An 11,971-nucleotide genomic window follows, 5' to 3' on the forward strand; every position below is an offset into this window, starting at 1 on the left:
TCGTCGGGCACCTTCAACACAGCCGTGCAGCAGGCCGCCTGGAACCGCATGACTCAGGCCGGTGCGCAGATGATGAACTGGTTTTCGGTGGCGTGTGAGTTGCAGCGAGACTGGCGCAACGACGTTGAAGGCTTGGGCAATCTGCTGTCCCAGCGTATTCCGAACTACCGCAACCTGATGAACAGTTACTCGGCGCTGACTGCACGCTGAACGTCAGTAAACTTCATTAAAAGGCTCGCTCTGCGGGCCTTACTTCTTTAGCCCGGGCTAGTCTTGATAATGGTGTCCCAGGCGGGGTTCGAACCTGCAACCTTCCCCTTAGGAGGGGGATGCTCTATCCAATTGAGCTACTGAGACACTGGTGCCAGCACACCGATTGGTGCCAGCGAGGACGGCGAGCATCTTAACGAGATAGAGCGGTTTTGTCATGTCGTCATTGCCCGCCAGTCACGTAGTCCCCATCCGCAGGACGAACCCCACTCAAGTCGATCATGCAAATTGCACTATCCCAAAAGGCCATCATTGCAAAACGCAAGGGAGGAGGTTTTTTATATATATCTAACCGTTTGTTTTTAAAGGATTTATTTGTCATTTTCAGTTGGCATGCAGACTGCATTATCAGTATCAACCGAACCACCCCTCTCTCATGATGTCCGGGCACAGGTACTGACAAATGAACATGACTCTCTCAGCGTTGAATGCAGCAGCCCTGGTAGCCCTCATTGCGTTTCATTTTCAGGACACGGGCATCAAGAGCGACACGATCAGTGTGCAGCAAACTCAGAGCCATCATCAGCTGAGCCAGGCGCCTCAACTGGCCGTCATGACTGACAGACGCGTCAATGCAGCTATGCTGACAAACGACACTCAGGACGACCTGCAAGCACCACGTGCCGAACAGCGTTGGATTTTCTGAAAACGTCACACATAGCCCACCTTCACGAGAGAGTAGCCATGTCGAAATCCGCTTTGTCCTTCATGATCCTGGCACTTATGGCGGTTGCCTTCGATCTTCTCCTGCCCACGCAAGCCCAAACGATGAGTACGGCAGCAAAAATAGGCGCTGGTATCTTCGCGAGCCTTTTTGTTGTCGCGCTAGTGGTAGGTCGGCGTTTCAAGTTCGATCCCGTGTTGCGCTGAGCTGAATCCTGCACACTGCTGATGGCAGTACTGGTTGACGAGGATTGCCGTTCCTCTTGACCGGATCATCGGCCCCGCGGGGTACCTTTACTATCGGCACTCTGTATAACCCTCCTCTCGCTGCCCCCCCTTTCCCTGATCATTTCGTCTGCCAAGCCTCACGTTTGTCGGCCTGTATTCGTATTCGAATGATTTCCCTTCTACGCTGAAGACAGATAGCCATCATGGCAAAAAGTAGTCAGGTGAGGATTCTGCTATCAGTTGGCGGGTTTTGATTATTTTTACACATCCGTTCGCAATTCTGATAATCGGTGCTGGCTAATCGCCTTTATCTGAGTCAATATTTGTCACAGAATTGACGCCAAGGATTCGACGTAATCGGGGATGATGCAGCCCCCTCAACAATGCGGTGGAACATTTGGCCAAAATGACTGTCCCATGATCACAATCTTGCGGCCACTTGCTAGAACCGCTTCCCCTGAACTAACCGGTTAAATATATGAGCCCTATGAAACAGGCTACTTATTCCAGCCGCACGGCTGACAAGTTCGTTGTTCGCCTACCAGACGGCATGCGTGATCGCGTGCACGAGGTAGCCAAGAATCATCACCGCAGCATGAACTCGGAAATCATTGCTCGACTCGAGCAAAGCCTGATTCAGGAAGGCGCCCTTGGTGATGAGCCAAGCCTGCGTCTTGATAGTCCTGAGCTGTCTTTGCACGAACGCGAATTGCTTCAACGTTTCCGTCAGCTTTCCCATAGGCAGCAGAACGCCTTGGTATCGCTGATTGCTCAAGACACAGAACTTGCTTAACCGGCAAGTTCCGTGATGGAAGCAAGAGATTTAAAGGCCTGTGCAAACTGTCCTTTCTGCTCTAAGAGTTATCTTTAGTTGCTGTAGGAAACCTCGCTACACCAACCAAATAAAAAACCGCCTCTTGGGCGGTTTTTTTTGTAGGTGCGCTTTAAAGCAGAAAGATAGTGGCCAACCCGAGAAAGATGAAGAAGCCACCACTGTCCGTCATGGCCGTAATCATGACGCTGGCCCCCATTGCCGGATCCCTGCCCATCTTCACCAGCGCCATAGGGATCGAAACCCCCATCAATGCAGCCAGCAGCAGGTTGAGGGTCATCGCTGCCGTCATCACCACCCCGAGCGACCAACTGCCGTAGAGCAAGTAAGCCACCACACCAATCACCCCACCCCACAGCAAGCCATTGATAAGCCCCACCGCAAGCTCTTTACGCAGTAGCCGCGAGGTGTTGCCGACGTTAACCTGGTCCAGCGCCATAGCGCGAACGATCATTGTGATGGTCTGATTGCCGGAGTTGCCGCCAATACCGGCAACGATAGGCATCAAGGCCGCCAGCGCCACCAGCTTCTCGATGGAGCCTTCGAACAGGCCGATGACCCGCGACGCCAGAAAGGCGGTGATCAGATTGACCGCCAGCCAGGCCCAACGGTTACGCAACGAACGCCAGACCGAGGCGAAGATATCTTCTTCCTCACGCAGACCCGCCATGTTGAGGACTTCGCTTTCGCTCTCCTCACGAATCAGGTCGACCATTTCGTCGATGGTCAGACGGCCGATCAACTTGCCGTTCTTGTCGACAACCGGCGTGGAGATGAGGTCGTAACGCTCGAACGCCTGGGCGGCCTCATAGGCATCGTCTTCGGGGTGGAAGCTGACCGGGTCATTGGCCATGACTTCGCCGACCTGCTTCTCCGGGTCATTGACCAGCAGACGCTTGATCGGCAGCACGCCCTTGAGCACGCCATCGACGTCTACGACGAACAATTTGTCGGTATGACCGGGAAGCTCTTTGAGTCTGCGCAGGTAACGCAATACCACTTCAAGACTGACGTCCTCACGGATGGTCACCATCTCGAAGTCCATCAGCGCACCGACCTGATCCTCGTCGTAGGACAGGGCCGAGCGAACACGTTCACGCTGCTGCGAATCCAGCGCCTCCATGAGCTCATGAACAACGTCACGAGGCAGCTCAGGTGCGAGGTCGGCGAGTTCGTCAGCATCCATGTCTCGGGCAGCCGCGAGCAACTCGTGATCGTCCATGTCGGCGATCAGGGTTTCACGAACGGAATCCGAAACTTCCAGAAGGATGTCGCCATCGCGATCAGCCTGAACCAATTGCCATACGGAGAGACGATCCTCCAGAGGCAGTGCTTCAAGAATATAGGCAACGTCGGCGGAGTGAAGGTCGTCGAGCTTGCGTTGCAGCTCGACAAGGTTCTGCCGGTGAACCAGGTTTTCTACACGATCCTGATGTTGACCTTCCTGACGATGAGTCAGGTCTTCAACGATACGCTGGCGCTGCAGTAGCTCGATGACTTGAGCAAGGCGATCCTGCAAGCTTTCCTGCGTTTTTTTAACTTCTCTTTCGGTCATAGGCGAACTCCACTCCCAGCAGTGGAGCACGCCGGGAGATCAATCAGTTAATTCATGATTGTTGAAACAAACTATTGAGTAACTACTGGGTAAGTCCATGGAGGCATTCCACAAGCCCCGGCGGGGCTGACGGGCGCAATGATACACCGCTTTAAGGGGATAGCACGTGAGAAATTGAGTCAATATCAGTCGCTTGCGACGCAAACCTCGAACGCTTTGCGGGCCGATACAGGTTCGACGTCACATCCAGCCAAGAAAACACGTTCGCTCGGATAAAGGTCCGTCGCTAGGCTGTCACGACTGCCGTCGCCAAGGATCTGGACCATGCTTAATGCCGCTCACAGAAACGCCTGCATCACGCTGCTGCTTGTGCCGCTGACTGTCAGTGCCAACACCGTACAACGCTGTGAAGACGCAGCAGGCCATATCATGTTCACCACCCTCGGCTGCCTGGAGGGGCAAATCAGTCAGTCGCAGCGGGCTTTTAATGCACCGCCGGGAAGTTCGCAGGGGCTGATGCTGCCACCAAAAGAGGCCAGAGAAACTCAAAACGGCATGAACAGAAACAAAGAGATCGTGATTGTCGGCCAGAAAGAGGATGGCTGCGGCAATACGCTAAGTGCCGATCAACGCAGGCGCGCCATTATCAATCAACGCACACCACCCGGCATGACACGGCGTGATGTGGAAAGCCTTCTCGGGCGACCGGATAAAGTGAGCAACAATAACGGCGAACTGCGTTATGAGTACAACCTGAAGAAAGGCCGTAGCAACACCGTGACATTCGATGAGCGTGGTTGTGTAAAAGGAAAACGCTAGAAAGCAAAAAGCCCGCATCTTTCGATGCGGGCTTTTTGGTGTTTGGTGCACTCGACAGGATTCGAACCTGTGACCGCTCGGTTCGTAGCCGAGTACTCTATCCAGCTGAGCTACGAGTGCATTGGTGTTTTTAGACCAGATCACCTCTGGTTGAAGCCAGTCAACCTCATCACTGCAATAACTTGCAGCGTTGAACTTAACCTTAAATGGTGCACTCGACAGGATTCGAACCTGTGACCGCTCGGTTCGTAGCCGAGTACTCTATCCAGCTGAGCTACGAGTGCATGTGTTGGTGCCGCGCATTATAGGTCGTCAGATCGTTTAGTCAAGCACTTTTTCTAGTAAATTCAACAACTTACCGATCAAGCCAAATCTGACGCACTACATAAATAATGGCGGAGAACGGGGGATTCGAACCCCCGACACCCTTTTGAGGTGTACTCCCTTAGCAGGGGAGCGCCTTCGGCCACTCGGCCAGCTCTCCGCAACACGGGGCGTATAATAACCACCCTTTTCCCCGTTTGCAAACCAAAAATTCAATAAAAATTAATGGCTTGGTTCTTCGTCCTTCTCTTTCTTGATCCGCAGGTAAATCTCTTCACGATGAACCGCGACTTCCTTGGGCGCATTGACGCCAATACGCACCTGGTTACCCTTGACGCCCAGCACGGTGACAGTGATTTCACCATCACCAATGATCAGGCTTTCCGCGCACCGACGAGTCAGAATCAGCATACCTTTCTCCTTACGCATTCATTCAGGAACAACAGTCTGCACAACCGGTAGGCACAGCCCGCAACAGCGAACGCTGCGGACATGAACCGAGTATCAACTAACGCAAAGAAAAGAACAGCCTTTCTGCGCTGACTCCAATTGACGCAGCCAGGCCGCGCCGCATGAAGACTGATCACTCACCCTGTCGAACAGCATCCAGTTCAAAAGCCGTGTGCAGCGCACGCACCGCCAACTCCAGGTATTTCTCTTCGATGACCACAGACACTTTGATCTCCGACGTTGAAATCATCTGGATATTGATGCTTTCCTTGGCCAGCGCTTCGAACATGCGGCTGGCAACGCCTGCGTGGGAACGCATACCCACTCCGACGATGGAGACCTTGGCAATCTTGGTATCGCCGGACACTTCACGTGCGCCAATTTCACGTGCGGTCGTCTCAAGCACCTGAAGCGCTGCCTGATAGTCGTTACGGTGAATCGTGAAGGTGAAGTCGGTGGTGTTATCGTGCGCAACATTTTGCACGATCATGTCGACTTCAATGTTCGCGGCGCTGATTGGACCGAGAATCTTGAAGGCCACACCCGGAGTGTCTGGCACGCCACGGATTGTCAGCTTGGCTTCATCGCGGTTGAAAGCGATGCCGGAAATGATCGGCTGTTCCATGGATTCCTCTTCATCAATGGTAATGAGGGTGCCCGGACCCTCTTTGAAGCTGTGCAGAACGCGCAGCGGGACGTTGTACTTGCCAGCGAACTCTACCGCCCGGATCTGTAGCACCTTGGAACCAAGGCTGGCCATTTCCAGCATCTCTTCGAAGGTGATCTTGTCCAGGCGCCGTGCTTGCGACACAACCCGCGGGTCAGTGGTGTAAACACCATCGACGTCGGTGTAGATCTGGCATTCATCGGCTTTCAATGCGGCCGCCAGCGCGACACCCGTTGTATCCGAACCACCACGCCCCAGCGTTGTGATATTGCCGTTCTCGTCGACGCCCTGGAAACCGGCGACCACGACCACGCGACCTTCTTTCAAGTCGTTGCGAATCTTGTGATCATCGATCTGCAGGATGCGCGCCTTGTTGTGCGCGCTGTCAGTGAGAATACGCACCTGATTGCCGGTGTACGACACAGCAGGCACTCCCCGCTTCATCAGCGCCATCGCCAGCAGCGCGATCGTGACCTGCTCGCCGGTAGACACGATCACATCCAGCTCACGTGGAACCGGCTGATCACTGATCTGCCTCGCCAGCTCGATCAGGCGATTGGTTTCACCGCTCATGGCCGACAGCACCACGACCAGATCATCGCCCGCTTCGCGGAATTTCTTGACCTTGTCGGCGACCTGCTCAATACGCTCTATAGAGCCTACGGAGGTGCCGCCAAATTTCTGTACGATTAAAGCCATCTCAAAGCCGCCTCAGAACCCGTTAAGAGCATCCATTGATCGTCGAATTCACGCATCAGGCCTGCCTTTCGCGAGCAGGCCTGCGGATTCGATTCAGATACCCTGCTCTACAAAAGGAACGGTCAGTGCCAGCGCAGCATCCAGCGCACCTGCATCGACACCACCACCTTGAGCCATATCAGGACGACCACCGCCCTTACCGCCTACCGCTGCGGCCGCCTGTTTCATCAAATCACCGGCTTTGAGTTGGCCAGTCAGGTCCTTGGTTACACCTGCAACCAAGACAACCTTGTCTTCATGAACACTGCCAAGCAGGATCACTGCGCGGCCGAGCTTGTTCTTCAACTGGTCGACAAGGGCGAGCAGCGCCTTGCCGTCCTGACCATCCAGACGAGTGGCCAGAACCTTGACGCCTTTGACATCCAGCGCTGCAGACGAGAGATCATCTCCAGCAGCACTGGCGGCCTTGGCCTGAAGCTGTTCCAGTTGTTTTTCCAGCAGACGATTGCGCTCAAGCACAGCCGTCAGCTTGTCCAGCAGGTTGTCGCGATTACCTTTGACCAGCGTCGCGGCTTCCTTGAGTTGATCTTCGGCCCCGTTCAGCCAGGCCAGTGCCGCAGCGCCGGTGACCGCTTCGATACGACGCACACCCGCCGCAACGCCGCTCTCGCTGACGATCTTCAGTAGGGAAATGTCGCCGGTACGATTGGCGTGTATGCCGCCACACAGCTCGACGGAGAAATCGCCACCCATGCTCAGTACGCGAACGCTGTCGCCGTATTTCTCGCCGAACAACGCCATCGCACCGCGTTTTTTGGCGCTTTCGATGTCGGTTTCTTCGGTCACGACCGGGGTGTTCTTGCGGATTTCGGCGTTGACGATGTCTTCCAGCGCGCGCAGTTGCTCAGGCTTGATCGCCTCAAAGTGGCTGAAGTCAAAGCGCAGGCGCTGACTGTCGACCAGCGAGCCTTTCTGCTGAACGTGATCGCCCAACACCTGACGCAATGCTGCATGCAGCAAATGCGTGGCAGAGTGGTTCAGTGCAGTGGCCTGACGAACCTCGGCCGAGACCTCGGTTTCAACCTGGGCACCGACCGCAAGGCTGCCACTGGCCACAACGCCGTGGTGCAGGAATGCGCCGCCGGTCTTGGTGGTGTCACGCACGTCGAAACGCACATCGCCCGCCTGGAGGAAACCGCTGTCACCGATCTGGCCACCGGATTCGGCGTAGAACGGCGTGGTATCGAGGATCACGACACCCTCTTCACCTTCGTTCAGGTGCGGGACCGACTGGCCGTCCTTGTACAACGCCACGACCTTGGCACTGCCCGTCGTGGCCGAGTAACCGGTGAACAGGGTTGCGGCGTCGACCTTGACGAGGCTGTTGTAGTCCATGCCGAACGAACTGGCCGAACGGGCACGCACGCGCTGGGCATCCATCTCGCGTTCGAAGCCTGCTTCGTCAAGCGTCAGGTTGCGCTCGCGGGCGATGTCACCGGTCAGGTCCATTGGAAAACCATAGGTGTCGTAGAGTTTGAACACCACTTCACCCGGCACCACAGAACCTTGCAGGTCGGCCAGGTCCTGCTCGAGGATTTTCAGCCCCTGCTCAAGCGTCTTGGCGAACTGCTCTTCTTCGGCCTTGAGCACACGCTCGATGTGCGCCTGCTGCTGAACCAGCTCAGGGAACGCAGCGCCCATTTCGGCGACCAGCGCAGCAACGATCTGATAGAAGAAACTGCCTTTGGCGCCCAGCTTGTTGCCGTGACGGCATGCACGACGAATGATGCGGCGCAACACATAGCCACGACCTTCGTTGGACGGCAGCACGCCGTCGGCGATCAGGAAGCCGCACGAACGAATATGGTCAGCCACGACTTTCAAAGAGGCCTGATTGTCGTTGGCGCATCCGATGGCCTTGGCCGAAGCCGCCAGCAAGCTTTGAAACAGGTCGATTTCGTAGTTGGAATGAACGTGCTGCAGAACAGCACTCACACGCTCAAGGCCCATGCCGGTGTCGACCGAGGGCGCCGGCAACGGATGCAACACGCCGTCAGCGGTACGGTTGAACTGCATGAAAACGTTGTTCCAGATTTCGATGTAACGGTCGCCGTCTTCTTCCGGCGAGCCCGGAGGACCACCCCAGATTTCAGGACCGTGGTCGAAGAAGATCTCGCTGCAAGGACCGCATGGGCCGGTATCGCCCATTGTCCAGAAATTGTCGGACGCGTAAGGCGCGCCTTTATTGTCGCCAATGCGAACCATGCGCTCGGCGGGGACACCGATGTCTTTGGTCCAGATGTCGTAAGCCTCGTCGTCAGTGGCATACACCGTGACCCAGAGTTTTTCCTTGGGCAGGTTCAGCCATTTCTCGGAGGTCAGGAACGTCCAGGCGTAGGTAATGGCATCACGCTTGAAATAGTCGCCGAAGCTGAAATTGCCCAGCATTTCGAAAAAAGTGTGGTGACGAGCGGTGTATCCGACGTTTTCCAGGTCATTGTGCTTGCCACCGGCACGCACGCACTTCTGGCTGGTGACGGCTCGGGTGTAAGCACGCTTTTCCTGACCCAGGAAGCAATCCTTGAATTGGTTCATGCCTGCGTTGGTGAACAACAGGGTCGGGTCGTTGCCCGGAATCAGGGAGCTGGAAGCGACACGGGTGTGGCCCTGCTCTTCGAAGAAGCCAAGGAAGGCTTCACGGATTTCTGCGCTTTTCATAGGTTCTTCCACGGAGACTGCGGCCAGAGGCAATTGCAAAACGTCAACGACGTAGCGACGGCAAAGGGCCGCATTATATAGGCGTTGCGCCCTCGGTACAGTCTGTTTGTAAGATAGAAACAAGTAACTGGACTATTGGCATGTCATTGGCGCGCAAACTCGGCGAACTCGGCGATAACCCGCTCAATGTCTACACGTGAAACATTCAGATGAGTCACCATCCGCAGGCGTGCCGCAGCGACGAGGTGGATACCGCGTTCAGCGAAGAATGCCTTGAGCGCGGCGGCCCGCTGCCCGATGTTCACGTACACCATATTGGTCTGCACAGGCTCAACGCTATAACCAAGCCCCGCCAGGCCTTCGGCAAGCAACTGCGCGTTGTGGTGATCGTCCGCCAGGCGTTCCACCTGATGGTCAAGCGCGTATAGACCGGCAGCCGCCAGCGAACCGGCCTGACGCATGCCGCCGCCCACCATCTTGCGCAGTCGGCGCGCCTTGGCGATCAGCGCAGACGAGCCGCAAAGCACCGACCCCACAGGCGCACCGAGCCCTTTGGACAGGCAGATCGACACGGAATCGAAATGGCGGGTAATCTCCCGCGCATCGACGCCCAACCTGACCGCCGCGTTGTACAACCGCGCCCCATCCAGATGCAGCGCCAGGCCTTTCTCCAGCGTCATGGCGCGGGCGGCAGCAAGGTAAGACAGCGGCAACACCTTGCCTTGCATTGTATTTTCCAGCGCCAGCAGCCGGGTGCGGGCGAAGTGAAAATCATCGGCCTTGATCGCCTCGCTGACCTGCTGCAAGTCCAAAGAGCCATCGGCCTGCACATCCAGCGGCTGCGGCTGAATCGAACCCAGCACCGCAGCGCCGCCCCCTTCGTATTTGTAGGTGTGCGCCTGCTGGCCGACGATGTACTCGTCACCCCGCTCGCAGTGGGCCATCAGCGCAAGAAGATTGCTCATGGTTCCCGATGGCACGAAGAGCCCGGCGGCAAAGCCAAGGCGCTCGGCCAGCGTGGCTTCCAGAAGATTGACTGTTGGGTCTTCCCCGTAAACATCATCGCCGACGGGCGCACGGGTCATGGCGTCGAGCATGCCAGCAGTCGGTAATGTCACGGTGTCACTGCGCAGATCGATGACGGTCACGAAAAAGCTCCCCTAGATATCGAAGGCTGATAATGCACACGCCCTCACGGTTGCAACAAGGCATTACTAAGGCCTTGCCACATGATAATCAACCCCGGAAAACCTCGACACGGCACTCCTTTATAAGGAAAAGGCAGGTCCACTGTACGAAAGTGTCCATGCATGATCCAAAAATGTGTGATAAAAATCCCGCGCCGGCCACGAAGTCGTCGGCAACGTTCTCAGGGCGGGGCGTAATTCCCCACCGGCGGTAATGATGCGCAATGCGTCTAGCCCGCGAGCGCTTGAGGGTTGCAGCTAACGCCAGCGATTCTCAAGGTCAGCAGACCCGGTGTGATTCCGGGGCCGACGGTCATAGTCCGGATGAAGAGAGAGCGGGAGTGGCGTCTACAAGAACGTCTGCAAAACCCCATCTTGAACGACAACGCTCAAGCGGTTTTCCTACGCGACTAGAATCCCTTTCGATCCAAATGCCCTGTTTTTTCTATAAACAGGAGTCAGAACACGTGCAACCTACTGCAATCGATAGCAAAAGCAAAAGTCACCCGAACGAGCGCGTCGCGTTCATTCAAGCCTGCTGGCACAAAGAAATCGTCGACCAGAGCCGTAAAGGTTTTGTTGCCGAGATGGCCAACCACGGTTACGCCGAAAGCGATATCGACTTCTTTGAAGTCGGCGGCGCTTTCGAGATTCCACTGCACGCCAAACTGCTGGCCAATTCGGGCCGTTACGCCGGTATCGTTGGCGCCGCACTGGTGGTGGACGGCGGTATCTATCGCCACGAGTTCGTCGCGCAGACCGTGGTCAGCGCACTGATGCAAGTTCAGTTGGAAACCGAAGTGCCGGTATTCTCGGTGGTGCTGACGCCGCATCACTTCCATGCCGGTGAAGAGCATCAGAAATTCTTCTTCGATCACTTCGTGCATAAAGGCGAAGAAGCGGCCAAGACCTGCGCCGACACCTTGAGCAAGGTGCGTGCCCTGCGTCGTCATGAGCTTCAGCAAAAAGCCGCTCGCTAACCGTCTCAAAGACAGGCTGTGCTGACCGCCCCGCGTTCAGACGCAGCCTTGTCTACCTGATCAAAAGTCTACTTTGCCACGCCCCGCCTTGATCGAGCCACGCTTGCTTTTGGACTCCAGCCTGCGCGTCTTGGAACCCAGGGTTGGCCGCGTCGGCCTGCGCTTTTTCTCGACCTTCGCCGCATTGACGATCAGCTCGCTCAATCGCAATAACGCATCGGCACGATTCTGCTCCTGCGTGCGGTATTGCTGCGCCTTGATCACGATCACGCCATCGCTGGTAATCCGACTGTCGCTCAGCGCCAGCAGCCGCTCTTTGTAAAAAGGTGGCAACGAGGACGCGTGAATGTCGAAACGCAGATGCATGGCACTGGACACCTTGTTGACGTTCTGCCCACCTGCGCCTTGGGCGCGAATGGCGGTCAACTCGATCTCGGCGTCCGGCAAATGAACGGTGTTGGAAATCACCAGCATGGATACATCTACGCAAAAACGGTATGGACGCCAAGGATACGCCGCCTGCGGCCACCTTGCATGGGCCGCATAAAAAACCCGGCCTCATGAGCCGGGTTCTTTAAG

At 56.1% G+C, this 11,971-nt stretch carries 11 protein-coding genes, 4 tRNA genes, 1 pseudogene and 1 riboswitch; of the genes and pseudogenes, 6 read left to right on the forward strand and 10 right to left on the reverse strand.

The window, feature by feature from the left end; translation table 11 throughout:
• Positions 1-210 (forward strand): annotated as a pseudogene (locus tag ALP40_RS01400) (hydrolase); the annotation flags it as partial.
• A 70-nt stretch (positions 211-280) separates the two neighbouring features.
• Here the strand turns inward: ALP40_RS01400 and ALP40_RS01405 are convergent.
• Positions 281-357 (reverse strand) — tRNA-Arg (locus ALP40_RS01405).
• A 316-nt stretch (positions 358-673) separates the two neighbouring features.
• Between ALP40_RS01405 and ALP40_RS01410 the strand changes: the two genes are divergently transcribed.
• From ALP40_RS01410 to ALP40_RS01420, 3 genes are all read left to right on the forward strand, one after another.
• Complete coding sequence (locus ALP40_RS01410; protein ID WP_122206527.1) at positions 674-916, forward strand: hypothetical protein; 243 nt, start codon at positions 674-676, stop codon at positions 914-916.
• 38 nt (positions 917-954) lie between these two features.
• Entirely contained in the window at positions 955-1,140 is a 186-nt protein-coding gene (locus ALP40_RS01415) for a PA3371 family protein (protein ID WP_122206528.1), read from the forward strand.
• A 499-nt stretch (positions 1,141-1,639) separates the two neighbouring features.
• A complete protein-coding gene (locus ALP40_RS01420) occupies positions 1,640-1,954 on the forward strand; it encodes an Arc family DNA-binding protein (RefSeq protein WP_083182488.1) in 315 nt (104 codons plus the stop codon).
• Positions 1,955-2,105: 151 nt separating this feature from the next.
• On the opposite strand, the gene mgtE is transcribed toward ALP40_RS01420, so the two are convergent.
• Positions 2,106-3,548 carry a magnesium transporter gene (gene mgtE, locus ALP40_RS01425; RefSeq protein WP_122206529.1) on the reverse strand — a complete coding sequence of 481 codons (1,443 nt, stop codon included), beginning with the start codon at positions 3,546-3,548 and terminating at the stop codon, positions 2,106-2,108.
• Between the two features lie 324 nt (positions 3,549-3,872).
• Between mgtE and bamE the strand changes: the two genes are divergently transcribed.
• The gene (gene bamE, locus ALP40_RS01430) at positions 3,873-4,367 is read left to right on the forward strand and encodes an outer membrane protein assembly factor BamE (protein ID WP_122206530.1); all 495 of its coding nucleotides are present in this window, start codon (positions 3,873-3,875) and stop codon (positions 4,365-4,367) included.
• A 43-nt stretch (positions 4,368-4,410) separates the two neighbouring features.
• On the opposite strand, the gene ALP40_RS01435 is transcribed toward bamE, so the two are convergent.
• From ALP40_RS01435 to ltaE, 7 genes are all read right to left on the reverse strand, one after another.
• Positions 4,411-4,487 (reverse strand) — tRNA-Arg (locus ALP40_RS01435).
• 87 nt (positions 4,488-4,574) lie between these two features.
• Positions 4,575-4,651 (reverse strand) — tRNA-Arg (locus ALP40_RS01440).
• A gap of 109 nt (positions 4,652-4,760) precedes the next feature.
• Positions 4,761-4,851 (reverse strand) — tRNA-Ser (locus ALP40_RS01445).
• Between the two features lie 62 nt (positions 4,852-4,913).
• Positions 4,914-5,102 (reverse strand): carbon storage regulator CsrA, encoded by a 189-nt coding sequence (gene csrA / locus ALP40_RS01450; protein WP_002554426.1) that lies wholly within the window; start codon positions 5,100-5,102, stop codon positions 4,914-4,916.
• Between the two features lie 172 nt (positions 5,103-5,274).
• Positions 5,275-6,507: an aspartate kinase gene (locus tag ALP40_RS01455; protein WP_122206531.1), complete on the reverse strand. Its 1,233-nt coding sequence runs from the start codon at positions 6,505-6,507 to the stop codon at positions 5,275-5,277.
• 93 nt (positions 6,508-6,600) lie between these two features.
• A complete protein-coding gene (gene alaS / locus ALP40_RS01460) occupies positions 6,601-9,225 on the reverse strand; it encodes an alanine--tRNA ligase (RefSeq protein WP_122206532.1) in 2,625 nt (874 codons plus the stop codon).
• Positions 9,226-9,368: 143 nt separating this feature from the next.
• Positions 9,369-10,373 carry a low-specificity L-threonine aldolase gene (gene ltaE / locus ALP40_RS01465; RefSeq protein WP_122206533.1) on the reverse strand — a complete coding sequence of 335 codons (1,005 nt, stop codon included), beginning with the start codon at positions 10,371-10,373 and terminating at the stop codon, positions 9,369-9,371.
• Positions 10,374-10,586: 213 nt separating this feature from the next.
• Positions 10,587-10,753: riboswitch (FMN riboswitch) on the forward strand.
• Between the two features lie 126 nt (positions 10,754-10,879).
• On the opposite strand from ltaE, the gene ALP40_RS01470 reads away from it, so the two are divergent.
• Entirely contained in the window at positions 10,880-11,392 is a 513-nt protein-coding gene (locus tag ALP40_RS01470) for a 6,7-dimethyl-8-ribityllumazine synthase (protein WP_122206534.1), read from the forward strand.
• 60 nt (positions 11,393-11,452) lie between these two features.
• Here the strand turns inward: ALP40_RS01470 and arfB are convergent, their stop codons facing one another.
• Entirely contained in the window at positions 11,453-11,866 is a 414-nt protein-coding gene (gene arfB, locus ALP40_RS01475) for an alternative ribosome rescue aminoacyl-tRNA hydrolase ArfB (protein ID WP_122206535.1), read from the reverse strand.
• Positions 11,867-11,971 lie beyond the last annotated feature (105 nt).

The organism is Pseudomonas viridiflava, assembly GCF_003702045.1.
Taxonomy (GTDB): Bacteria; Pseudomonadota; Gammaproteobacteria; order Pseudomonadales; family Pseudomonadaceae; genus Aquipseudomonas; species Aquipseudomonas viridiflava_C.

What these genes read in the sequence shown, in the direction of transcription:
- ALP40_RS01410 (WP_122206527.1), top strand. Translation starts at nt 674, where the DNA reads ATGAACATGACTCTCTCAGCGTTGAATGCAGCAGCCCTGGTAGCCCTC.
- ALP40_RS01415 (WP_122206528.1), top strand. Translation starts at nt 955, where the DNA reads ATGTCGAAATCCGCTTTGTCCTTCATGATCCTGGCACTTATGGCGGTT.
- ALP40_RS01420 (WP_083182488.1), top strand. Translation starts at nt 1,640, where the DNA reads ATGAGCCCTATGAAACAGGCTACTTATTCCAGCCGCACGGCTGACAAG.
- mgtE (WP_122206529.1), bottom strand. Translation starts at nt 3,548, where the DNA reads ATGACCGAAAGAGAAGTTAAAAAAACGCAGGAAAGCTTGCAGGATCGC.
- bamE (WP_122206530.1), top strand. Translation starts at nt 3,873, where the DNA reads ATGCTTAATGCCGCTCACAGAAACGCCTGCATCACGCTGCTGCTTGTG.
- csrA (WP_002554426.1), bottom strand. Translation starts at nt 5,102, where the DNA reads ATGCTGATTCTGACTCGTCGGTGCGCGGAAAGCCTGATCATTGGTGAT.
- ALP40_RS01455 (WP_122206531.1), bottom strand. Translation starts at nt 6,507, where the DNA reads ATGGCTTTAATCGTACAGAAATTTGGCGGCACCTCCGTAGGCTCTATA.
- alaS (WP_122206532.1), bottom strand. Translation starts at nt 9,225, where the DNA reads ATGAAAAGCGCAGAAATCCGTGAAGCCTTCCTTGGCTTCTTCGAAGAG.
- arfB (WP_122206535.1), bottom strand. Translation starts at nt 11,866, where the DNA reads ATGCTGGTGATTTCCAACACCGTTCATTTGCCGGACGCCGAGATCGAG.